The following is a 23,109-nucleotide window of genomic DNA, read 5'->3' on the forward strand; positions in this document are numbered from 1 at the left end:
AACGTGCGCCATATCTCATTTAAATGTAATCATGATGTTTATGATTGTTCCCGTATGTGATTAATATAAAAATTTAAAGGAAAAAGAATGCGTAAAGTCACGTTAGCTTTTAGTGCAATTGCTTTAGCGTTAAGCTTAAACGGCGCAGCAATGGCAAAAGTACATCTACCAGAAGTTGTTAGCCCAGGTGTTACTGTTGCACAACTTGCACAACAACAACCAATTCATTGGGTTTCTGTTGCTGATATTGAAAAAAGCCTTGCAGGTCAAGCACCGATGGCGGTTGGTTTTGATATTGATGACACCGTTCTGTTCTCAAGCCCTGGTTTCTACCGTGGTAAACTAGAATACTCTCCAAACGATTTCAGCTACCTGAAAAACCCAGAATTCTGGAACAAAATGAATAATGAGTGGGATAAATTCAGTATGCCTAAACAAGTCGGTATCGATCTTGTTCAGATGCACCTAAAACGTGGGGATACTGTTTATTTCATTACTGGTCGTACTCAAACTAAAACTGAGACTGTGACCAAATATGTACAAGAAGGCTTAAACATTCCTGCTGATAAAATGCAGCCGGTTATTTTTGCTGGTGATCAACCTGGCGCAAATAACAAAGTAAGCTGGATGCGTGATCATAAACTGAAAATTTACTACGGTGATGCTGATGCTGATATCGCAGCAGCAGATGAACTGAATATCCGTGGTATTCGTATTCTGCGTGCGGCTAACTCTTCTTACCAACCACTGCCAAAAGCAGGCCAGTTTGGTGAAGAAGTTGTTATCAATTCAGAGTATTAATCTTTACCCTTTGTTTACCTTTATTTGTAAGGCGTAGGAAACTGCGCCTTTTTCTATTTTAAAATACCTTCCATTTAAATAATCTTATTTATCTATTCACAATTCTTTATTATTTCCTGAACGCTTATTTTCAATATGTCTATTTTTTGTTCTTTTATTGTATCTTTCATTTAAATTATATATTTGAAGATAAAAGCAGCTAGATGGTCTTTTTTTGATTAAATAAAACCAAATTTCTATCAGGGGCTTACAAAACTTTAAAAATATTAGTTTATTCCTATAAAACTCTTTGCCTAGCTCATCTAATATTCTAGGATACCAAAATAATAATAAGGAATGAGGGTAGAGGATTTATGGCGCATCAACCAATTAAAAGAGCAATCGCATATTCAGTTGTTATAGGTACACTCCTTTCTGGTCATTATGCAATAGCCACAGAAACAGAGTCGGTGACTTTATCTACACCCGAAACAGAAAACGCAACATTAGTTCCTGTCACTAGTGAAGTTATGCCAGCACCTGCAATTGTGGTTATGAAGGTTCCACAATTGACTGAGTTAGCAGTAAGAACAAAACTACAATCATGGAGCTCAACGGGATATAAACCGTTATATTTAAACCAGTTAGTGAAAGTTTACCAAGCAAGTGATTTAGCATTAATCTGGCAAGATGAAAAAACAGTACAGCAATTACAGCAACAAATTGCTGAAGTGGCGATGTCGGGAACCCAACCTCAATTTGGGCAATGGTTAATACAACTAGAGTCGCCTGAATTAACAAAAGAAGCACGCGACCTTATTTTATCAGATGCTTTTTTAGGCTATATCAGTTTCGTTGAGCAAGTAAATAAATCAGGCATATCTTTACTGTATCGTGATGTGATGCAAGTATTACCATCACCAACTGATAAGTCAGTCGTGGAATTACAGCAAAATATTCAAAATAACACCTTAGGTAGCTTTGTTATTTCTTATGCACCGTCCCATCCTTATTACGCCTTAATGAAAGAGGAAGTGCGAAAGCAGTTACATAGTTCAGTTGTTTGGCCAGAAATGAAAGGAACAACATCATTAAAGCCAAATCAATCATCACAAGAAGTTGTACCGCTGAGACAGATTTTACGTAATTTAAAATTAATTCCTGAGTTGGCAGCGAATGAGCAGGAAATTGTGACAACCGTTTATGATGCGCCTTTAGTTGCGGCTGTTAAATTATTTCAAACTGCTCATGGATTAGAGCCCGATGGTGTTATTGGGCGACAAACGCGAGTGTGGTTAAATATAACACCAGCACAGCGCGCTAGCATTATGGCATTAAATATTCAACGTCTTCGCCTGACGCCAGCCATTGGTGATACTGGAATTTGGGTTAATATTCCTGATTTCTCGCTCTATTTTTATGCCAATAACGAGCTTATTCTCGACTCAAAAGTCATTGTCGGTCGCCCAGATAGAAAAACACCGATTATGAGTAGTGCACTAAATAATGTTGTGGTTAACCCACCTTGGAATGTGCCAACAAGCATGACTCGTAAAGATATTGTACCTAGAGGTAAAGCAGATCCTAGTTACTTTAGTCGTAAGGGATATACCATTTATTCAGGGTGGGGGAATGATGCTTATCCTATTAACCCTTACGATATTGATTGGCAAAATATGAGTGCTAATAACTTCCCTTACCGAATTTGGCAGGCTCCGGGACCAACAAACTCATTAGGCCGTTATAAATTTAATATGCCAAATTCAGATGCGATATATCTGCATGACACACCAAATCATTCACTGTTTTCAAAAAATATGAGGGCAATTAGTTCAGGCTGTATTCGTGTTAATAAAGCCTCTGAACTTGCTTCAATTTTATTGGGCGATGCGGGATGGAAACAAGATAGAATTGATGCGGCACTAAAACGTGGTTCAACACAATATGCGCCAATTCCTGAACGTATTCCGGTTTATTTATATTATCAAACAGCATGGGTGGCTCAGGAAAATGCACCTCAATATCGTGCAGATATTTATGGTTATGACAAAGTCACGACTAATGCACAACCTTATTTAGAGAATATTAAGAAATACTTGTAATATAAATAAATATAAATTGAATAAAGGGTAGCTAATTTGGCTATCCTTTATTTTTATATAAATCAATAAGATGAAATCACTCTCTTATGATTATTAATAGGGTAATTAAAAATATAATAAATTATAAAATATTTTTAAAATTTCTATTAAAAATAGAATGATAAAAATAGAATGATAAAAATAGAATGATAAAAATGGAATTTAGTATAAATAACTAAACTTATAAAATTACTAATGGCATTAAATTGAAATGAAGTGTTATTTACAATACTATACAAACTGTAAGAAACAATTTGAGAAAAATATTGTCATAATAAAGGTTCTTCTTCCTGAAATAATTTTTTGAGTGCATATACTATGGATATTATTGATTCACATCGCCGTAAATGGCTGGGGCTTGGTATGGCCGCAGTGGGGTTAGGTTTATTACCTTCTCATGCTTTTGCTTCACTAGCGACACCTCGTCCAAAAATCCTTCGCTTTAATAATTTAAATACAGGTGAAACTATTAAAGCCGAGTTTTTTGATGGAAAACGTTATAATAAACATGAGCTTGCTAAACTAAATCATCTCTTTAGAGATTACCGTCAAAACAAAATCAAAACGATTGATCCTGCACTGTTTGACCAAATCTACTTATTGCAAGTGATGCTTAATAACAATAAACCCGTTGAGCTTATTTCAGGTTATCGTTCTTTAGTGACAAATAATAATCTACGTCATAGTAGTAGCGGAGTGGCAAAGAAGAGCTATCACACGCGTGGACAAGCAATGGATTTTCGTTTAGTCGGCACTGATCTTTCTAAAGTGCGTCAAGTTGCATTAAGAATGAAAGCAGGTGGTGTAGGCTATTATCCAAGAAGTAATTTTGTGCATATTGATACAGGACCTGTCCGCTCATGGTAATCTATTGAGAATTAGATAATAAAGAGTGGAGTGATTCATGATGTATCACATTGTACCTGTGACAAACTATATGCAAAATTGCACCCTTATTTGGTGTGATGAAACGAAGGAAGCAGCAATTGTTGATCCCGGTGGTGATGTTGAAACGTTAATTGCAGAAATAGAAGAACGCCAATTAACATTGACCAAAGTATTATTAACACACGGACACTTTGATCATATTGCAGGCACCTCACAAATTGTTGAGCACTTCAATGTCCCTGTTTACGGTCCTCATAAAGATGATAATTTCTTATTAGAAGAATTAGAACAACAGTGCCGTATGTTTAATTTTCCTTGCGGAAAATCATTTACACCAGATAGTTGGTTAAATGAAGGTGATACCGTCACGATAGGTAAAACAATTTCGTTATCTGTCTTACATTGCCCTGGTCATACTCCAGGACATGTTATTTTTGTTAATCATCAGAATAAACTCATCTCTATGGGAGATGTGTTATTCAAAGAAAGCATTGGTCGTACTGATTTCCCTCGTGGAAACCATGCCGATCTTATTGCTTCAATCAAAAATAAAGTATTACCTTTAGGCGATGATTATCTGTTTATTCCGGGACATGGTCCTATGTCTAATTTAGGGCATGAACGCCGATATAATCCTTTTTTACAAGATGAAATGCCAATCTGGTAATACTATAATATCCATTAATTAACGCAAAGCTCTTTATTATAAAGGGCTTTTTTTATGAATAAAAAAGTGTGGTTTATTTTTCTTTTATATCAATAAAAATGCCATGTTATTTAATAACATGGCATTTATCTTAATTACCCTTTAGAAGGCAATTAGAGTACAGCAACAATGGCTTCGCACAGTGGAACCATATTCTCAAGGGTTAAACCTGCAACGTTAATACGACCTGAACCCACGATATAAATACCATATTCAGCACGTAAACGCTCAACTTGCTCTTTATTTAAACCACTAAATGAGAACATACCATTTTGGTCGATAATAAAGCTAAAGTCTTGTTTAGCGCCTTTTTCTTGTAGTGTAGTCACTAACAATTGACGCATACGCTGAATACGTTCGCGCATGGTTGTGAGTTCTTCAATCCACTCTTCTTTTAACTCTGGGTTAGAAAGAATAGTCGTTACCACTGAAGCGCCATGCGCTGGTGGGTTAGAGTAGTTAGCACGAATAATGGCTTTTGCTTGGCTAAAGGCTTTTTCCGCAGTCTCACTGTCTTTTGTGACAATAGTACATGCGCCTACACGCTCATTATAAAGGCCGAAATTTTTAGAGTATGAACTTGCGACAATAAGCTCAGGATTTTTTTCTGTAAAGAGGCGTAAGCCTTGGGCATCTTCTTCAAGACCACGCGCAAAACCTTGGTATGCAAAGTCAAAGACAGGTAGCCAGCCTTTTTCTGCTGATAATGCTGCGAGTTGGCGCCATTGTTCTTCTGTTGGATCAATACCGCTTGGGTTATGACAGCATCCGTGGAATAACACTACATCGCCAGCCTGTGCATTAGCAAGGCTTGCCAGCATGCCTTCAAAATCTAATCCACGATTTTCTGCATCATAATAATCATAATTACAGATCTCAAGACCTGCTGTTTTGAAAATATTATTATGGTTAGGCCACGTTGGATTACTTATCCAGACACGTTTTGCTGTGGTTTGTTGAGCAATAAAATCAGCGGCGATACGTAAAGCGCCAGTACCACCCGGTGCTTGTGCTGTGCGTGCGCGCTTTTCAGAGATAATAGGATGTTGTTCACCAAACAGAAGCGCTTGGGTAACATTGCCAAATTCAGGGATACCGCTAATAGGAAGGTAGTTTTTAGTGGTTTCGTTTTCTAACAGGTATTTTTCTGCTTTCTTAACTGTGGTTAAAACAGGTGTTTTACCTGTCTCATCCTTGTAAACACCAATTCCTAAATTAATTTTGTTTTCACGAGGATCAGAACGGAAACTATCAGCTAAACCCAGAATAGGATCGGCTGGTGCAGCAATGATTTTCTCAAACATAGTGTAATTGTTCCCTAAGCTCAAAACGAAGCCGAAATATGAGTATCAAGAGTAACGCTATGAAGGCTTTTTGCCAACTGTTTGTAGAGAAATTAACAAGAAGTTGTGAACTAAGTGAGAATAAATAGCAAATCAAGATGTAAATAAGTGAATATCCTGTGATTACATTAACATGTAAAAATAATCACTAAAAAGACATAATTGTTTAGTGGGATAAACTTTTGGATAATTTGAAAAATAAAGAAAAGGGGGGATATTTTTAAGTGAATAAATAAACGGCGTGTTGTGATGGTTAAATTGTACAAATAAAAAAGCAACACCGAAGTGTTGCTTTTCAAATCAATTAACTTGACTGTTTAATTACCTATAAGCGGTAATTAGAACTGATAAGTCAGACCTAAACCAACTACGTTGTCGTCGTTGATGCCCAGTTTGTTATCAGATTTCAGCAGGTTGATTTTATAGTCAACAACTGCAGTCATGTTTTTGTTAAATTTGTAGAAAGAACCTACAGAGATATATTTAACTAAATCTTCATCACCAACATAAGCAATACCAGTGTCTGTTGTTTGGTTCAGATTTTTACCTTTAGATTGAACATAACCTAAAGATGGTTTCAGACCTAAGTCAGCAAAGTCATACTGTGCAGTTAACTCGATGTTTTGAGTTTTGTTAGCAATGCCTTTATTGAAGCTAGTCATGTTACGGGTTTCACCGTACATAGCTGCTAAGTAAACATTGTTAGCTGCAAATTTAGCACCAACGTTCCATGCTTCTGCACGAGAACCTTTAGCAGTGCTGTTATCTTGTTGCCAAGAAGTACGAGCAGAGCTTGAATAACCACCACCCAGAGTTACGCCCCAGCCTAAATTATAAGCTGTAGAGAAACCAAAGCCGTCACCATTAGCTTTTTTACCATCACGTTTGTTGATAGTATTTTCGTTGTTTTTGCCTTGGTATTGCAGAGCAAAGTTCAGGCCATCAACATAACCAAACATATCAGTGTTACGATAAGTTAAAACACCGGTAGTACGGCTAGTCATGTAAACGTCAGTTTGTGCCATGGAGTCGCCGCCCCATAAAGGCAGAACGTCTGTCCATGCGTTGGTGTCGTAAATTACACCGTAGTTACGACCGTAGTCCAGTGAACCGTAATCTGCAAATTTAAAACCAGCGTAAGCAAAACGAGCACGTGAATCAGTATCACCTTCAGTATTGCTTGTGCGGATTTCATATTCGAAACGACCAAAACCAACTAAATCTTTATTGATTTGAGTTTCGCCTTTGAAGCCGATACGTGCACGAGATGCATCACCGTCTTCACCTGAATCTTTATCAGCGAAGTAATGACGAACGTCAACTTTACCGTAGATGTCTACTTTGTTGCCGTCTTTGTTATACATTTCAGCTGCGTTTGCTGCACCAGCAAACATTAAAGCTGGGATTACCACTGCAAGAAGATTGCGCTTCATCATTATTATTACCCTCATTGGTGTTATTCAGACACCTTTGCCACTGCCAGAAATAGTTTCTTAATTTTTATGGAACTATTTATGAGAGTTAAGTGTCGTCTGTGTCGGGAGACAGTGTTCCATTGGTAAAAAATTTTATCTACCCCCAATTTGCTACAAAAACGAAAAAAGTGTAACAAATTGTAACTATGTATTTCAAAGTGTGTATTTCGGGGAACTTTTGAATCAAATAACAGCCATGCATAAAAAAAGCCAACCTTGAGGTTGGCTTCTTCACTTAAGTTAAACTTGTGCAATAAAACAGCAGTGCAAATTTTTAGCTGAATACTAATTAATCACTAAATTAGAAATCAGCATTTCTTGGTGTACGAGGGAATGGAATAACTTCACGAACGTTTGCGACACCCGTCACATAAGCAACTAAACGTTCAAAGCCTAAACCAAATCCTGAGTGAGGTACGGTGCCATAACGACGTAGGTCGCGATACCACCAGTAATCTTCTTTATTCATTCCCATTTCTTCTAAACGTTTATCAAACATATCTAAACGCTCTTCACGTTGAGAACCACCGATGATTTCACCAATTCCTGGTGCTAATACATCCATTGCTGCAACTGTTTTACCGTCTTCATTCATACGCATATAGAATGCTTTGATGTCTTTCGGATAGTTTTTCACCACAACAGGTGCTTTAAAGTGTTTCTCTGCAAGATAACGTTCATGCTCAGAAGAGAGGTCAACACCCCAATAAACTGGGTTTTCAAATTTCTCACCACAGTTTTCAAGCACAGTAACTGCATCGGTATAATCAATTTGAGCAAAGTCAGAGGTGATAAAGTTCTCTAAGCGTGTGATAGCGTCTTTATCGACACGTTGTGCAAAGAACTCCATATCATCTTTACGCTCTGCTAATACAGCGGCAAAGGTGTATTTCAGCATTTTTTCAGCAAGGGCTGCAATATCGTTAAGATCAGCAAATGCTACTTCAGGCTCTACCATCCAGAATTCAGCGAGGTGACGACTGGTATTTGAGTTTTCAGCACGGAATGTTGGGCCGAAGGTGTACACTTTGCTTAATGCAGAGGCGTAAGTTTCACCATTTAACTGACCAGAAACAGTTAAAAACGCTTCACGGCCAAAAAAGTCTTCACTGAAATCGACTTCGCCTTTATCTGTGCGTGGCAGGTTGTTCATATCTAATGTAGAGACACGGAACATTTCACCTGCACCTTCTGTATCTGCCGCCGTAATCAGTGGCGTAGAAACCCAGAAGAAGCCTTGTTCATCGAAGAAACGATGTAGTGCTTGTGCTAATGTGTGACGAACACGAGCAACTGCACCAATTAAGTTAGTACGAGGACGAAGGTGAGCAACTTCACGTAGGTACTCAATACTATGACGTTTGGCGGCCATCGGATAAGTTTCCGGATCATCGACCATTCCTACCACAACAACATGAGTGGCTTGAATTTCAAAGTTCTGTCCCTGGCCCGGAGATTCAACAATTTTACCGGTGACTTCCACAGAACAGCCTGTGGTTAAGTGCAGCACTTCATCTTGATAATTCGGTAAATTATTATTAATGATGGCCTGTACTGGATTAAAGCAGGAACCGTCATAGACGGTAAGGAATGAGATACCAGCTTTTGAATCTCTTCTTGTACGTACCCAACCGCGAACGGTGACGTCTTCGCCAACCGCGATACGGCCTTGCAGTACGTCGACTACAGGCGCAACGATCATAAATAAATCTCTCTTCGTTTAATTAAAATAATTGTTTGGTTAATTCACTCTGCCCCTGTCGGACAGTTTTTCTATGTTACTTGCAATAGCGCAGGAAACAAGTAGGAAATTTTAGTTTAAAGAGTCAATAAAGAAGAGAAAAGCTTTTGTATAAAATAAATTGATAAAAATAGGTGAAATATTGATAAAGGCAGGTGTTATGACAAAAGAAAGGGCAATTATTACCCTTTCTTTTATTAATGAAGATTTTTAGCTAATTAACAGGCCTGTTTAACAAGAGGAACGTCAAAGGCTTTTCGTAGCTTGTCAACAAAGTCATTATCGTCACAAATTGTTTTACCTGGGCTATCTGATAATTTAGCCACTGGCTTACCATTACACTCCACCAGCTTAATCACAATATTAAGAGGCGTTATTTCAGGAATGTTACAAGTGAGTCGAGTACCAATACCAAAGATTAGACGAATACGCTTATGGAAATGCTTATAAAGTACGAGTGCTTTTTGAAAATCGAGACTATCAGAAAAGACTAATACTTTACTCATGGGATCAATGCCCAATTTTTCATAATGCGCGATCGCTTTTTCACCCCATTCAATCGGATCGCCTGAGTCATGACGTAAACCTTGGTAGCTCTCTGCAAAGGCTTTATCAAAATCACGCAAAAACGCATCCATTGTAATGCAATCTGTTAATGCAATACCTAATTGATCTGGATATTCATCTAACCAAGATTGCAAGGCTGCACGTTGGCTATTTGCCAGTTCAGGGCTAATCTGCTGATGAGCTTGAAACCATTCGTGAGCTTGTGTTCCCACAGGAGCCAAATGCATACGCTCAGCTAAATGATAGTTACTTGTACCAATAAGATAAGGGAAATGATTTTTCAGCTCATCCACAATGGCACACTGCACATCATAAGAGAAACGGCGGCGAGTACCAAAATCCATTAATTTAAAATCAGCTAAGTCAATCTGTTGTTCAGCCGCATCACGGTAGAAGATGTCAATTAATTTACGTAGTTGATTAACTGCATCATCAGGCGTGATTTGAGGAGAACGAGCACGATGTACAATTTCACTCACTAAAGCTAACAAAGGAACTTCCCATAGAATAACTTCGCGCCAAGGCCCCGTTATTCTTATCGACAGTTGGTTTTCAGGTATTGTTGAAATTTGGACTTGTTCTGGTTTAAAGCGAAAATGCTTAAACCATTGCAGATAGTCATTTTTGAAAAAGGGGAGGCTCTGAAGATAGTCAAATTCTTCATTCGTTAATGACAAGTCTGCCATCATATTAACTTGATGGCGTAAGGTTGTTGCATATTCACCTAGACGTTCATCACTCCGACAGCGGAACTCAGCAACGACAGGAATATTACTATAATGGTGGTAAACCGCTTGTTGCATGTGGAGCTTATATGCATCGGTATCCAACAGTGATGTAATAATCGGTGTAGCGTCTAAAATCATAGCGCGTCAAGCATCCTCACGGAGCGTTTTTATGTCTGCTAAATCGTTAAGGTTGGAGAGTATACCCGAATATGACGACAAAGCGTCACTATTCAACAATATTTCTCTGCGACATAAAAACAAGCTGTAAAACTTAGATGAGTTTACCACGTTAAACATAATTTGGGAGTATATTAGCATCATTTACCAAATAAATTGATTACATGTATTAATAAACTATTAACATTCCGTTGACTTTTAATGGTTTCAATTGAATATTCGACTGGCTAAACAGATTTTTGACGAGTAAGCTTTGGCAATATAACCGTTAAATAGTCGTGTTAACTAAAAGGTTTTTTCTATGACACAACAAAGAATCGCGAAATTTCGCAAAGATTATCGTGCCCCTGACTACACAATCACCGATTTACATCTTGATTTTATCTTAGACAAAGAAAACACCCAGGTTACAGCGATAAGCCAATGTAAACGCCTAAACTCAGATGCGACAGCATTAGTGTTAGATGGTGAAGATTTAACATTAAAATCAATCGCAGTGAATGATGTTGCTTGGACACACTATAAAGAAGAAAACGGCAAACTCATCATTGAACAACTGCCCGAACAGTTTACATTAAAAATTGTTAATGAGATTAACCCATCAGCTAATACCGCATTGGAAGGGTTGTATGTTTCTGGTGATGCATTATGTACACAGTGTGAAGCTGAAGGCTTCCGCCATATTACTTACTATTTAGATAGACCTGATGTATTAGCTCGTTACACCACAACAATCACGGCAGACAAAAAACAGTATCCTTATTTGTTGTCCAATGGTAACCGTATTGCGCAAGGTGAACTGGATGATGGTCGTCATTGGGTAATATGGGAAGATCCACATCCAAAACCAAGTTATTTATTTGCTGTGGTAGCGGGTGATTTTGATGTGTTACGAGATACTTTTATCACCAAAAGCGGTCGTGAAGTTGCTTTAGAGCTTTTTGTTGATAAAGGTAATTTAGATCGTGCAGATTGGGCAATGACATCATTGAAAAATGCGATGGCATGGGATCAAACTCGCTTTAATTTAGAATATGATCTCGACATCTATATGATAGTTGCTGTTGATTTCTTTAATATGGGGGCAATGGAGAATAAAGGGCTGAATGTCTTTAACTCTAAATATGTGCTAGCGAAAAGTGAAACGGCAACTGACAAAGATTACTTAGGTATTGAGTCTGTTATTGGTCATGAATATTTCCATAATTGGACAGGTAACCGTATTACTTGCCGTGATTGGTTCCAGTTAAGCCTGAAAGAAGGTTTAACCGTTTTCCGTGATCAAGAATTTAGCTCTGACTTAGGCTCTCGCTCTGTTAATCGTATCAATAATGTACGAGTGATGCGTACCGCTCAGTTTGCAGAAGATGCAAGCCCAATGGCACACCCAATTCGTCCTGATAGTGTGATCGAAATGAACAACTTCTATACTTTAACAGTATATGAAAAAGGTTCAGAAGTGATCCGAATGATCCACACCTTATTAGGCGAAGAGCAATTCCAAGCTGGCATGCAGATGTATATTCATCGTCACGATGGCAGTGCTGCAACTTGCGACGATTTTATTCAAGCAATGGAAGATGCTTCTAATGTTGATCTTACTTTATTCCGTCGTTGGTATAGCCAATCAGGTACACCACAACTGACAGTTCGTGATAGTTATAATGCTAATAAAAAGCAATACACTTTAACTGTTAGTCAAATGACGCCACCGACAGCCGATCAAACTGAAAAGCAGCCATTACATATTCCATTAGATATTGAATTATATAATACCAAAGGCGATGTGATCCCACTGCGTTCACAAGGTCAAACTATTTCTAATGTATTGAATGTGGTACGTGAAGAGCAGCAGTTTGTCTTTGACGATGTGCCAGAACAACCAATCCCATCTTTATTACGTGAGTTCTCTGCGCCTGTAAAACTTGATTATCCATTTACGGATGAGCAACTCTCTTTCTTAATGAAATATGCACGTAATGCATTTTCACGTTGGGATGCTGCTCAAGCATTATTAGGTCGCTATATAAAAGAAAACGTAGCTCGAGTTCAAAAGGGTGAAATCTGCATTCTGCCTGAAATGGTGGTTGATGCTTTCCGTGCAGTATTACTTGATAAAGATATCGATCCTGCATTAGCTGCACTTATTCTGACATTACCAACAGATGTCGAAGCGGGTGAATCATTTAGTATTATTGACCCAGTTGCTATCCATAAAGCGCTTGGTTTTATTCGTAAAACACTAGCAACTGAAATGGCAGATGAGTTCTCTGCTGTTTATCATTCAATGCATATCGGTGCTTATCGTGTTAATCATGATGATATTGCAAAACGTGATTTACGTAATGTGTGTCTAGCTTATTTAGCAGTTGAAAATGAGCAAACAGGTAATCAACTTGTCGACGCGCAATATCACAACAGTGACAATATGACGGATGCACTTGCCGCATTGAATGCAGCAGTGATGGCACAGTTACCTTGTAAAGATGCATTGCTACAAGAGTTCGATGACAAATGGCATCAAGATGGTTTAGTGATGGACAAATGGTTTAGTTTACAAGCCATGAGCCCAGAAAAAGAAGTGTTACAGAAAGTACGTAGTCTGTTATCTCATCGCTCATTTACACTTGCAAACCCTAATCGTACTCGGGCGCTAATTGGTGCATTTGTGAATAATAACCCTGTGGCATTCCACGCTGAAGATGGCTCTGGTTATTTATTATTGACAGAAATTCTGACTGACTTAAATAGTCGCAATCCACAAGTTGCTTCACGCCTTATTGAGCCGTTTATTCGTTTAAAACGTTATGATGCAACTCGCCAAGATAAAATGCGTGCTGAGTTATTAAAACTGAAAGCGCTTGAGAATTTGTCTGGCGATTTATATGAGAAAATCACCAAAGCATTAGCTGATTAATATCACGTCTTATATCACTTTATGAGTGAATAAATAGTATAAAATCAGCAAGATAATCAGATCCCCAGCATAGTCTGGGGATTTTTTATGGCGAATTGTGAAATTGAAGCGTTTACTTTTCGTGCTTTTATCTATATGATGCTCGACGCTTAAATTGTCGTAGACATATCATTCCTAATACCCGATATTCTCAATGGAGATCGTATGTATTATTCCTTAGTAAGGAAGGCATTGTTTCGGCTAGATCCTGAACGTGCCCATGATTTTACCTTCCGTCAGTTAAAACGTTTATCTCATTCCCCATTTCAATTTCTTATTCAGCAGTCACTTCCTTCTAAACCTGTTTCCTGTATGGGACTCTCATTTAAAAATCCACTTGGTCTTGCCGCTGGTCTTGATAAAAACGGTGATTGTATAGATGCATTGGGTGCAATGGGATTTGGTTTTATTGAAGTTGGTACGGTGACACCACGTCCTCAAGTGGGAAATGATAAACCTCGTTTATTCCGCTTAGTGGAAGCCGAAGGCTTAATTAACCGTATGGGATTTAATAATCTCGGTGTTGATAACCTAATTGAAAATGTAAAACAATCCCGTTATGGCGGTGTACTGGGCATTAATATCGGTAAAAATAAAGATACCCCAGTAGAGCAAGGTAAAGATGACTATCTGATTTGTATGGAAAAAGTCTATGCTCATGCTGGTTATATCGCAATTAATATCTCATCACCAAATACCCCAGGTTTGCGTACATTACAATATGGTGAAGCATTAGACGATCTGCTATCAGCAATTAAAAATAAACAATTAGAGTTGCAAGGAAAATATCAAAAATATGTTCCTGTTGCAGTTAAAATTGCGCCTGATTTAACACATGAAGAATTAATTCAAGTTGCAGATAGCTTAGTGCGTCATCATATTGATGGTGTTATTGCGACAAATACCACATTAGATAAATCATTAGTGAGTGGATTAAATCATTGTAATGAAGCGGGTGGATTAAGTGGTCGTCCGGTACAATCAAAAAGTACACAAATAATCCGTCAATTAAATGAAGAATTAAAAGGTGCATTACCTATTATTGGTGTAGGTGGAATTGATTCACTAACGGCAGCTAGAGAAAAAATGGATGCTGGTGCTTCTCTAATTCAAGTCTATTCAGGATTCATTTATCAAGGCCCTGCACTTATCAAATCTATAATTAATCATATCTAAATACATTTAATAATGAGTTAGGGGCTTTTCTTCTGCCCCTAACTCGTTTATATTGCCCCTAGTTGGTTATTTTTTATTAAATTGCACTGATTGTGCTTAATTAATAGTAAAATGAATCCTGTTTTTGTTAGGTGATATTAAATATTTTATTTAGGTCATTTAATTTTGATTGTTTATCAGAGTATAAAACAGGGAATGAATCGAAGGGGGATTAATTAGTGATAATAAAACCCGATGATCGCTGGCGTTGGTATTTTGATGTTGAGCAACAAAAATTAATGCTTGATTTAGCAAATGGTATGGTTTTTCGTTCCCGCTTTTCAAGCAAAATGTTGAGTGAGAGTGCTCGACAATCAGCATCTTTTACCGTCGATGATGCAGCTCTTTATTATGGATACGATGAGCAAATTCGACAAATAGATATGCCATCAGAATCAAGAGCTGAATTAGCTTTAAATGCATTAATAGCCCATCGCTTTTTAAAGCCACTGATGCCTAAGAGTTGGTATTTTGAAGTTAACAATAATCAAATCAACCCTTATTTATCTCAAGTGGTAGAAGCCTCATTAAAAGAAGAAGGCGAAACCGCTCTTTTTTTAGTGACTGAAGTGGGGGCTCAAGCTTGTTTATGTTTATTAGCTCAACCTCAGTTAACATTATTTGACAGAACTCTTAATTTTTGTGACCCAATAAAAATTATGAATGATAGGTTAAGCAATTACCATAAAGAGTCAGAGTCAGGATCATTTTTGTACGAGAAAGTTATTTAACAAAAAGAGTAAAAAGGACTTACTCTTTTTATCGTCACTCATTATTTATAACATTCTAAAAACAAATTCACCCCAAACAATACTCCCTAAAATCAAATCTTCATTACTCTCTTTCTGTAATATTTTTCTAAAAAATAAAATGAGTTTATTGATAATTCATTATTGAGTTCTTAATAAGATAATTCTTATTAAATAAACTGTTTTATTTAAAATAAAAAAGAAGGTAAGGGCAAATTATCTTCTTTATGTCAAATGTGAGCTATAGATCTGGAGGTTTATAACACTCGTATCAAAAAACAGAATAGTCAAATAATGGTGTGTTGGTCATATTAGATCACTATCGTCATTGTATGATTGAATATAAAAAGGAATTTATATGAGTGAACGTGTCAAACCGATCGAGGTAATGAAGCGTAATATTTGCCCTGTATGTGCAAAAATAGATTGCATCTTTTTAATAAAAGATAAGCATTGTAAAGAGATGATGGATGCTTTCAGGGAAGGTGATATAACCAAAGCGATAAAAATTTATTCTCAGCGTTATCTACAGTATGCGGGGATGATGAGTGGTAGTTTAAAGAAAGCGGTTGGATCATATGATTCTATTGTTCAAATGTTAACTTCGGCACCTAAGCCGCAAATCAGTATTTCTGCTGAGTTAAATACAGCAATAACATCTGCTCAATCTACGTTAATCCCAGGAAAGAGTATCAATAAAGCTAATTTAGCCCCAGTGGCTATTTTTACTCCAGTGGTAACAACGACAAATGCAACGGTTGCATCAGAAACGTTAGGGGCTATTTTAGGTCGTGCATTAGGTTTAGGTGCAGGCCTCATGCTGTATTCTCCTCCAGTTGGAGTAGGGAGTGATAGATACCCTTCGATGATTTATCAAGAATTTCCCCAAAATAAAGAAACTGCGCTTACTGAGGCAGGTCAGAGATTAAATATTCCTAAAGAAGCGCAATTAAGAGATATTGCAAAGCAAAAAGGGATAATTAATACCTCGGCTACTGTCATTGAACAGGTAGTTAATGGAACAAAACAAATTGAGTTAGTGAAAACGAATGTACCAGTTAAAACTCGAGTAGTTGAAGCGAGAAAAACTGTTGAGAAAGGTATTTTTGCTTATACTTTACCAAATGAGAAACAAGAAAGAATTGTTCAGATTGGTAGTGCGGAGATCTTAACGGGTACTGCATTACCTCAGCCAGAAAGACATAGATATCTACTTGGTAAGGTCTATGATATTCCTAGATTTAATAACTTACCTTTAGATGCCCCCACTTTTTTTACAGAAAGTGAGAAAGAGCAGTCTTCGCTGAAAGAGCCTATAATTTTGGTGTTTCCATGGGAATTGGGAATAAAACCAATTTATTTATCGACAGGGAAGAAAGATAAACCCCGCCAAGGCGTAAAAGAGCGTGGTCATAGTTATCATGAACCTCCTAAAACTCAAGATATTAAAGGGTTAGGTGAATTAAAAGAAAGTAAACCTAAAACACCGAAACAGGGCGGTGCAGGTAGACGAACTCGCTGGATTGGAGACAAAGGGCGTAAAATTTATGAATGGGATTATCAGCATGGGGAAATAGAAGGTTACCGCGCTAGTGATGGACAGCATATTGGTGCATTTGATCCAAAAACGGGTAATCAATTAAAGCCTGCTGATCCAAAACGTAGTATCAAAAAATATCTGTAAGGACAATATAATGGGATTAAAATTGAGAGTTTATTGGTTTGATAAAAAAACTGATGATTTTATTGGTGAAGAGTATTCCAAAGATTTTGGTGATGATGACTTTCTAATTGATGAAACTATTAACCCCCAAGATGAAAATATTATCAATAATGGTGAGTTTGATTTGGAAACAGAGTGGGTTAACAATATTCAAAAACATATAACTCATAAAATTGAACAAGATAAATATGACTATTTTATTAGTTTTGCTTATCGTGATAAATGGTAAATATGTACAATATTCACTTACATCATTTTAAAAGTCTCTTAACGGAGACTTTTTTTTTGCACTGGAGATATCATAGAAAAATCAGTTGGTTAATAAACTAACTTGCTCATTCCCAATAAATTTTTTTCATTACCTTTGTACTTAATAAGGTGATGCAGTTCTGGAAAATCATAATACTGCCAATGCAATGGTATCGAGGGTGCATCAATAAACTCAGTTATATATGATTGGGGTAAAATTAATCAATTTAATATTTACTGATAACGATATATATTATATATAACTGTGTTTATATTGAGTTCTTTATTTCATTTTTTTGTTTATATCTATTTGATTTTTATTATCTTTAAGTGAAAGTTTCACATTACCTTTAGGAATGCAACTACAGGCTAAAATTTTACCTGAGCGTTTAATTGCTCCGGCTTTTAATGCATTAACATCGCCTTCATCTAATTGGATAACACAAGAGCCACAAAGGCCAGCTCGGCAACTATAAGGAATAACATAACCATTATTTTCAAGCTGTTCTAACAGGACTTCTTGGTTATTACCCTCAAAAATTTCACCGTTAAATTCAATACTGACAGTCTGTTCTTGTGCGTGTTCAACAATAGGTGTTGATTGCGTTTCAACAGGTACTGTTACAAGATATTGTTTCGCTTCTTTATAAGCTAATACCTCAACAGTATCTCCCACGCGAATTATACCAGTTTGACGAATGATGACATTTTGACCAAAATCGACATCACCTGTTTCATCGCTACGGAATGTTTGCAGTGTTGCGAGTGGTTCTGTGTTAGGATGTTTAACACCTTTATCAATACTTATAGTGGTCATGATGCAACGGCTACAAGGTTTCATCAGGTCCATCACAACAGAGCCAACACGAATAGTCTGCCAAGTATCTTCTTCAAAAGGCTTTGCACCTGTTATGAGGATATTACCTCGAAATTGCTCAATATTAATTGAAGCGGGGCAACGCTGTTGTAAGTATTGAAATGAGGCTTCATTAATTAATAAGTAAGGGTAACCATCAGCGAAAGAAACAGCGGTTTCTGGATTCTTTTTCACTCGGCGTGTCGATTTTTCGCCTGTCCAACGAAGTTGAACATCCATTTTTAAATAACGACTGAACCACTGATTTATTTCATCTGGTGCCACATACGCGGTAAAATGGTTGCCCCAAACTTCTGTCGGTTGCAATGTGGTTTCAAAATCTTGATAGGTGATAGCAATGCCTTCACCATCAGGTGCTTGAATATAAATACCATTTGCCATGACAGTGGGAATAAAACACAGCAAAACGGGAAATTTTCGTGCCGTGATAAAAGTCCCTTCAGGGGTGGTTATCATAAAATCGCGATCAAACGTGAATCCGCTCTCACGAGCAAATGCATGAGAAAGTCGAATTCCCTTCATTGATTTAACTGGGTGTATATAAAGGCGTGAAACGTTGATCATCAGTGCTCCCAAAAAGACATTATTATTTTTTATAGCCAGTAACTTTATGACAACGTAATACAATTAGCTATAATGCCCAACAATTTTATTTTAGGTGGTAACAATATTATGCGCTCTCTGTTTGCCAGCACAGGCCGAGGTCTGGAAGAACTATTAAAATCTGAACTTGAACACTTAGGTGCTCAGGCTTGCCAGATAACACAAGGCGGTGTTTATTTTCGTGCTGATGATAAAACCATGTATCAGTCTTTACTTTGGAGCCGTTTAGCGTCGCGTATTATGTTGCCGTTAAATGAATTCAATGTTTATAGTGATCTAGACTTATATCTTGGTGTGCAGGCAATTGATTGGAGTGAGATTTTTACTGTTGATCAGACTTTTGCTATTCATTTTAATGGCACGAATGACATTATTCGCAATAGCCAATATGGTGCATTAAAAGCGAAAGATGCCATCGTTGACTCATTCCAACGTAAAATAGGGCAACGTCCAGATGTCGCTAAACAATCTCCTGATATCCGCTTAACTATCCATCTTCATAAAGAAAAAGCCTCGCTATCTTTAGACTTAAGTGGCGATGGTTTACATCAACGTGGTTATCGTGATTTAACAGGTCAAGCGCCTTTAAAAGAAAATTTAGCTGCTGCTATTATTATGCGTTCAGGTTGGAAAACTGACACACCATTAATCGATCCAATGTGTGGCTCTGGTACATTATTAATTGAAGCAGCGATGATGGCGACTGATTGTGCGCCAGCATTAAATCGTGTGCATTGGGGATTCCGTCATTGGTTAGGTCACGATGAAGCGCTATGGAAAGAAGTGACTCATGAAGCTTTTGCCCGTTTCCGTGAAGGCAAAAAGAATACAACAGCGCGTTTTTATGGCTTTGATGTTGATAGACGTGTGTTGGATATGGCGAGAGCCAATGCCCGCAGAGCGGATGTGGCTGAACTGATTACATTTGCTCACGGTGATGCAGCTAAACTGACAAACCCTGTTTCAACAGAAATAAAAGGGACAATTATCAGCAATCCACCTTATGGTGAGCGTTTAGAAAGTGAGCCTGCATTAATTGCTCTGCATAGCCAATTAGGAAGAGCGATAAAAGCACATTTCCCAGGTTGGAGATTGTCACTATTTAGTGCATCACCTGAACTGTTAAGTTGCATTCAATTACGTGCTGAACGAGAGTTCAAAGCAAAAAATGGTCCTCTTGATTGTGTACAAAAGAACTATTTACTTTCTGATACACCATCCACGATTAACACTGGACTTGCGGAAGATTTTGCAAACCGTTTACGTAAAAATGAGAAAAAACTCGCGAAATGGGCAAAACAACAGCAAATTGAATGTTATCGCTTATACGATGCGGATTTACCTGAATATAATGTTGCTGTAGACCGTTACGGCGATAAAGTGGTTATTCAAGAGTATGCACCACCTAAAACAGTTAATGAACACAAAGCCCGCCAGCGTTTATTTGATGTAATTAGCGCAACAATGGAAGTACTGGCATTACGTTCTGATCAACTGATTTTAAAAACACGCCAGCGCCAAAAAGGTAAGCAGCAGTATGAAAAAATGGCCGAAAAAGGTGATTTCTTCTTAGTTGACGAGTTTGGTGCAAAATTCTGGGTAAATCTAACCGATTACCTCGATACAGGATTGTTCTTAGATCACCGTATTGCACGAAAAATGCTGGGTGAAATGAGTAATGGAAAAGACTTCTTAAATCTTTTTGCTTATACCGGTACGGCTTCTGTTCATGCAGGAATTGGTGGTGCAAAAAGCACAACAACCGTTGATATGTCCCGTACTTATCTTGAATGGGCTGAGAAAAACTTCCAAGCGAATGGCTTATCAGGTAGACAACACCGTTTAATGCAAGCAGATTGCATTCAATGGTTAATGCAGAGCAACGAACAATTTGATGTGATCTTTATCGATCCGCCTACGTTTTCTAACTCAAAACGAATGGAAAACACCTTTGATGTACAGCGTGATCACATTGAACTAATGAAACATTTAAAACGTTTGTTGAGAAAAGGCGGAACAATTATGTTCTCAAATAACAAACGTGGATTCAAAATGGAACATGACGAGTTAGCAAAAATTGGGTTGTGTGCAAAAGAGATAACACAGAAAACATTATCACAAGACTTTGCACGTAACCGTCAAATTCACAATTGCTGGCTGTTAACTCATGCTGGTGAGGAATAATTTACAATGCCGTTAATTAGTTTGACTGGGGCTTATTTATCTTTCAGTGATGCCCCACTATTAGATAGCACCGATTTATTTATTGAAGAAAATGAACGCGTTTGTTTAGTTGGGCGCAATGGTGCGGGTAAATCAACACTATTAAGAGTGTTATCTAAAGAGCAACCTTTAGATGATGGTCAAGTTGTTTATGAGCAAGATCTTGTAACCGCTCGCTTACAGCAAGATCCCCCAAGAGATATTGAAGGCACTATTTTTGACTTTGTTGCAGAAGGCGTTGAAGAAGATGCTAAATATCTAACGGATTATCACCATATTTCTAAACTGATTGAGACAGACCCTTCTGATAAAAATCTCAATAAAATGGCAGAGCTACAAGAAGTACTTGATAGTCGTAACTTGTGGTTGCTTGATAGCCGAATTGCAGAAGTACTAGAAAAACTCGGTTTAGAGGGTGAAGCAGAGCTTTCTTCTTTATCAGGTGGTTGGTTAAGAAAAGCAGCATTAGGGCGCGCACTAGTCAGTGCACCAAGAGTATTATTTTTAGATGAACCAACAAACCACCTTGATATTGAAACGATCCTTTGGCTTGAGAAATTCTTAAAAGATTTCCAAGGAAGTATCGTGTTTATTTCCCATGACCGTTCATTTATCCGTAATATGGCAACGCGTATTATCGATCTTGATCGTGGAAAACTTTCTTCATGGCCGGGAAATTACGATAAGTATCTTGAAAGTAAAGAAGAAGCATTGCGTGTTGAAGAGCAACAAAACGCAGAGTTCGATCGCAAATTAGCGCAAGAAGAAGCGTGGATACGCCAAGGCATTAAAGCACGACGTACTCGTAACGAAGGTCGTGTAAGAGCATTAAAAGCACTACGTGTTGAGCGTAGCGAACGCCGTGAAGTGTTAGGCAGTGCTCGTATGCAGGTCGAAGAAGCAACTCGCTCTGGTAAAATTGTATTTGAACTTGAAGATGTTAATTACAGCATTGGAATGCGTAAGTTAGTTCGTGACTTTTCTGCCAAAGTACAACGTGGTGATAAAATTGCGCTGGTGGGGCCAAATGGTTGCGGTAAAACCACTTTATTGAAACTCATGTTAGGCGATTTAAAAGCAGACAGCGGACGAGTTCATTGTGGTACTAAGCTTGAAGTCGCTTACTTTGATCAGCACCGTGCGGCACTTGATCCTGATAAAACAGTGATGGATAACCTTGCAGAAGGTAAGCAAGAGGTGATGGTAAATGGCCGTCCTCGCCATGTACTTGGTTATTTGCAAGATTTCTTATTCCCACCTAAACGTGCGATGACTCCTGTTCGCGCACTTTCAGGGGGTGAGAGAAACCGTCTATTATTGGCACGTTTATTCTTAAAACCTAGTAATTTACTAATTCTCGATGAGCCAACCAATGATCTCGATGTTGAAACATTGGAATTACTAGAAGAGCTCGTTGATGCTTACCAAGGCACTGTTTTACTGGTTAGCCATGACCGTGAATTTGTTGATAATAGTGTTACTGAGTGTTGGATCTTTGAAGGTGATGGTGTTATTAACAGCTACGTTGGTGGATATTACGATGCTCAGCAACAACGAGCACAGTCGGTTTCACTAAAGAGTGAGACAAATAAATCACGCAACGCACCAGAAAAAGCTGAAAAAGAAACAAAAGTGAAAGATAGCTCTAAAAAGAACACTCGTACTAATAAGTTAAGTTATCATTTGACACGAGAGCTTGAGCAACTTCCCGCTAAATTAGAAAGCTTAGAAACGCAGTTAAGTGAATTACAAGAAGAAGTAAGTGGGGCGGATTTCTTTACTCGTCCTCATGAAGAGACAGAAAAAGTCTTAAAGGCGCTTGCTGACAAAGAACAAGAACTTGAAACGGCTTTTGACAGATGGCAAGAGCTAGAATTGATGCAAAACGGCGAATAGCCAACCGAAAACGGGGCATCACGCCCCGTTTTACTTTCTGGATTAAATATTCTTTTATTGATTATTCTAAAT

At 37.8% G+C, this 23,109-nt stretch carries 16 protein-coding genes; 11 read left to right on the forward strand and 5 right to left on the reverse strand.

Annotated features, from left to right (window positions below; translation table 11 throughout):
- Window positions 1-87: 87 nt before the first annotated feature.
- The 4 genes from aphA to ACWPWK_RS16365 all read left to right on the forward strand — a co-directional run bounded on the left by aphA (window position 88) and on the right by ACWPWK_RS16365 (window position 4,476).
- On the forward strand, window positions 88-801 hold the full coding sequence (gene aphA / locus ACWPWK_RS16350) for an acid phosphatase AphA (protein ID WP_109373533.1): 714 nt from the start codon (window positions 88-90) through the stop codon (window positions 799-801).
- 353 nt (window positions 802-1,154) lie between these two features.
- Window positions 1,155-2,882, forward strand: a complete 1,728-nt coding sequence (gene ldtD / locus ACWPWK_RS16355) for a L,D-transpeptidase (RefSeq protein WP_109373534.1) — start codon at window positions 1,155-1,157, stop codon at window positions 2,880-2,882.
- Between the two features lie 357 nt (window positions 2,883-3,239).
- Window positions 3,240-3,788: a YcbK family protein gene (locus ACWPWK_RS16360; protein ID WP_099074987.1), complete on the forward strand. Its 549-nt coding sequence runs from the start codon at window positions 3,240-3,242 to the stop codon at window positions 3,786-3,788.
- A gap of 37 nt (window positions 3,789-3,825) precedes the next feature.
- Window positions 3,826-4,476: an MBL fold metallo-hydrolase gene (locus ACWPWK_RS16365; RefSeq protein ID WP_109373535.1), complete on the forward strand. Its 651-nt coding sequence runs from the start codon at window positions 3,826-3,828 to the stop codon at window positions 4,474-4,476.
- Between the two features lie 152 nt (window positions 4,477-4,628).
- Here the strand turns inward: ACWPWK_RS16365 and ACWPWK_RS16370 are convergent, their stop codons facing one another.
- The 4 genes from ACWPWK_RS16370 to pncB all read right to left on the reverse strand — a co-directional run bounded on the left by ACWPWK_RS16370 (window position 4,629) and on the right by pncB (window position 10,507).
- Complete coding sequence (locus tag ACWPWK_RS16370) at window positions 4,629-5,819, reverse strand: amino acid aminotransferase (RefSeq protein ID WP_109373536.1); 1,191 nt, start codon at window positions 5,817-5,819, stop codon at window positions 4,629-4,631.
- Between the two features lie 377 nt (window positions 5,820-6,196).
- A complete protein-coding gene (locus ACWPWK_RS16375) occupies window positions 6,197-7,294 on the reverse strand; it encodes a porin (RefSeq protein ID WP_109373537.1) in 1,098 nt (365 codons plus the stop codon).
- A 340-nt stretch (window positions 7,295-7,634) separates the two neighbouring features.
- A complete protein-coding gene (gene asnS / locus ACWPWK_RS16380; RefSeq protein ID WP_109373538.1) occupies window positions 7,635-9,035 on the reverse strand; it encodes an asparagine--tRNA ligase in 1,401 nt (466 codons plus the stop codon).
- A 257-nt stretch (window positions 9,036-9,292) separates the two neighbouring features.
- Complete coding sequence (pncB, locus tag ACWPWK_RS16385) at window positions 9,293-10,507, reverse strand: nicotinate phosphoribosyltransferase (RefSeq protein ID WP_454209222.1); 1,215 nt, start codon at window positions 10,505-10,507, stop codon at window positions 9,293-9,295.
- 340 nt (window positions 10,508-10,847) lie between these two features.
- Between pncB and pepN the strand changes: the two genes are divergently transcribed.
- From pepN to ACWPWK_RS16410, 5 genes are all read left to right on the forward strand, one after another.
- A complete protein-coding gene (gene pepN, locus ACWPWK_RS16390; RefSeq protein ID WP_109373540.1) occupies window positions 10,848-13,463 on the forward strand; it encodes an aminopeptidase N in 2,616 nt (871 codons plus the stop codon).
- A gap of 204 nt (window positions 13,464-13,667) precedes the next feature.
- Complete coding sequence (gene pyrD / locus ACWPWK_RS16395) at window positions 13,668-14,678, forward strand: quinone-dependent dihydroorotate dehydrogenase (RefSeq protein ID WP_099074980.1); 1,011 nt, start codon at window positions 13,668-13,670, stop codon at window positions 14,676-14,678.
- A gap of 218 nt (window positions 14,679-14,896) precedes the next feature.
- Window positions 14,897-15,448, forward strand: a complete 552-nt coding sequence (locus ACWPWK_RS16400) for a cell division protein ZapC (RefSeq protein ID WP_109373541.1) — start codon at window positions 14,897-14,899, stop codon at window positions 15,446-15,448.
- Window positions 15,449-15,824: 376 nt separating this feature from the next.
- Window positions 15,825-17,150, forward strand: coding sequence for a colicin E3/pyocin S6 family cytotoxin (locus tag ACWPWK_RS16405; protein WP_109373542.1), 1,326 nt, complete (start codon window positions 15,825-15,827; stop codon window positions 17,148-17,150).
- 10 nt (window positions 17,151-17,160) lie between these two features.
- The gene (locus ACWPWK_RS16410) at window positions 17,161-17,418 is read left to right on the forward strand and encodes a colicin E3-like toxin immunity protein (RefSeq protein WP_088493276.1); all 258 of its coding nucleotides are present in this window, start codon (window positions 17,161-17,163) and stop codon (window positions 17,416-17,418) included.
- 303 nt (window positions 17,419-17,721) lie between these two features.
- On the opposite strand, the gene ACWPWK_RS16415 is transcribed toward ACWPWK_RS16410, so the two are convergent.
- Window positions 17,722-18,879, reverse strand: a complete 1,158-nt coding sequence (locus ACWPWK_RS16415; protein WP_109373543.1) for a YcbX family protein — start codon at window positions 18,877-18,879, stop codon at window positions 17,722-17,724.
- A 108-nt stretch (window positions 18,880-18,987) separates the two neighbouring features.
- On the opposite strand from ACWPWK_RS16415, the gene rlmKL reads away from it, so the two are divergent.
- Window positions 18,988-21,102 (forward strand): bifunctional 23S rRNA (guanine(2069)-N(7))-methyltransferase RlmK/23S rRNA (guanine(2445)-N(2))-methyltransferase RlmL, encoded by a 2,115-nt coding sequence (rlmKL, locus tag ACWPWK_RS16420; RefSeq protein ID WP_109373544.1) that lies wholly within the window; start codon window positions 18,988-18,990, stop codon window positions 21,100-21,102.
- Window positions 21,103-21,108: 6 nt separating this feature from the next.
- Complete coding sequence (locus ACWPWK_RS16425; RefSeq protein ID WP_109373545.1) at window positions 21,109-23,037, forward strand: ABC transporter ATP-binding protein; 1,929 nt, start codon at window positions 21,109-21,111, stop codon at window positions 23,035-23,037.
- The last annotated feature ends 72 nt before the right edge of the window (window positions 23,038-23,109 follow it).

The sequence above is a fragment of the Proteus sp. Marseille-Q3619 genome, assembly GCF_965283115.1.

Bases quoted from the DNA above. Each gene is read 5' to 3' on its own strand.
- aphA (WP_109373533.1), top strand. From the start codon at position 88: ATGCGTAAAGTCACGTTAGCTTTTAGTGCAATTGCTTTAGCGTTAAGC.
- ldtD (WP_109373534.1), top strand. From the start codon at position 1,155: ATGGCGCATCAACCAATTAAAAGAGCAATCGCATATTCAGTTGTTATA.
- ACWPWK_RS16360 (WP_099074987.1), top strand. From the start codon at position 3,240: ATGGATATTATTGATTCACATCGCCGTAAATGGCTGGGGCTTGGTATG.
- ACWPWK_RS16365 (WP_109373535.1), top strand. From the start codon at position 3,826: ATGATGTATCACATTGTACCTGTGACAAACTATATGCAAAATTGCACC.
- ACWPWK_RS16370 (WP_109373536.1), bottom strand. From the start codon at position 5,819: ATGTTTGAGAAAATCATTGCTGCACCAGCCGATCCTATTCTGGGTTTA.
- ACWPWK_RS16375 (WP_109373537.1), bottom strand. From the start codon at position 7,294: ATGATGAAGCGCAATCTTCTTGCAGTGGTAATCCCAGCTTTAATGTTT.
- asnS (WP_109373538.1), bottom strand. From the start codon at position 9,035: ATGATCGTTGCGCCTGTAGTCGACGTACTGCAAGGCCGTATCGCGGTT.
- pncB (WP_454209222.1), bottom strand. From the start codon at position 10,507: ATGATTTTAGACGCTACACCGATTATTACATCACTGTTGGATACCGAT.
- pepN (WP_109373540.1), top strand. From the start codon at position 10,848: ATGACACAACAAAGAATCGCGAAATTTCGCAAAGATTATCGTGCCCCT.
- pyrD (WP_099074980.1), top strand. From the start codon at position 13,668: ATGTATTATTCCTTAGTAAGGAAGGCATTGTTTCGGCTAGATCCTGAA.
- ACWPWK_RS16405 (WP_109373542.1), top strand. From the start codon at position 15,825: ATGAGTGAACGTGTCAAACCGATCGAGGTAATGAAGCGTAATATTTGC.
- ACWPWK_RS16410 (WP_088493276.1), top strand. From the start codon at position 17,161: ATGGGATTAAAATTGAGAGTTTATTGGTTTGATAAAAAAACTGATGAT.
- ACWPWK_RS16415 (WP_109373543.1), bottom strand. From the start codon at position 18,879: ATGATCAACGTTTCACGCCTTTATATACACCCAGTTAAATCAATGAAG.
- rlmKL (WP_109373544.1), top strand. From the start codon at position 18,988: ATGCGCTCTCTGTTTGCCAGCACAGGCCGAGGTCTGGAAGAACTATTA.
- ACWPWK_RS16425 (WP_109373545.1), top strand. From the start codon at position 21,109: ATGCCGTTAATTAGTTTGACTGGGGCTTATTTATCTTTCAGTGATGCC.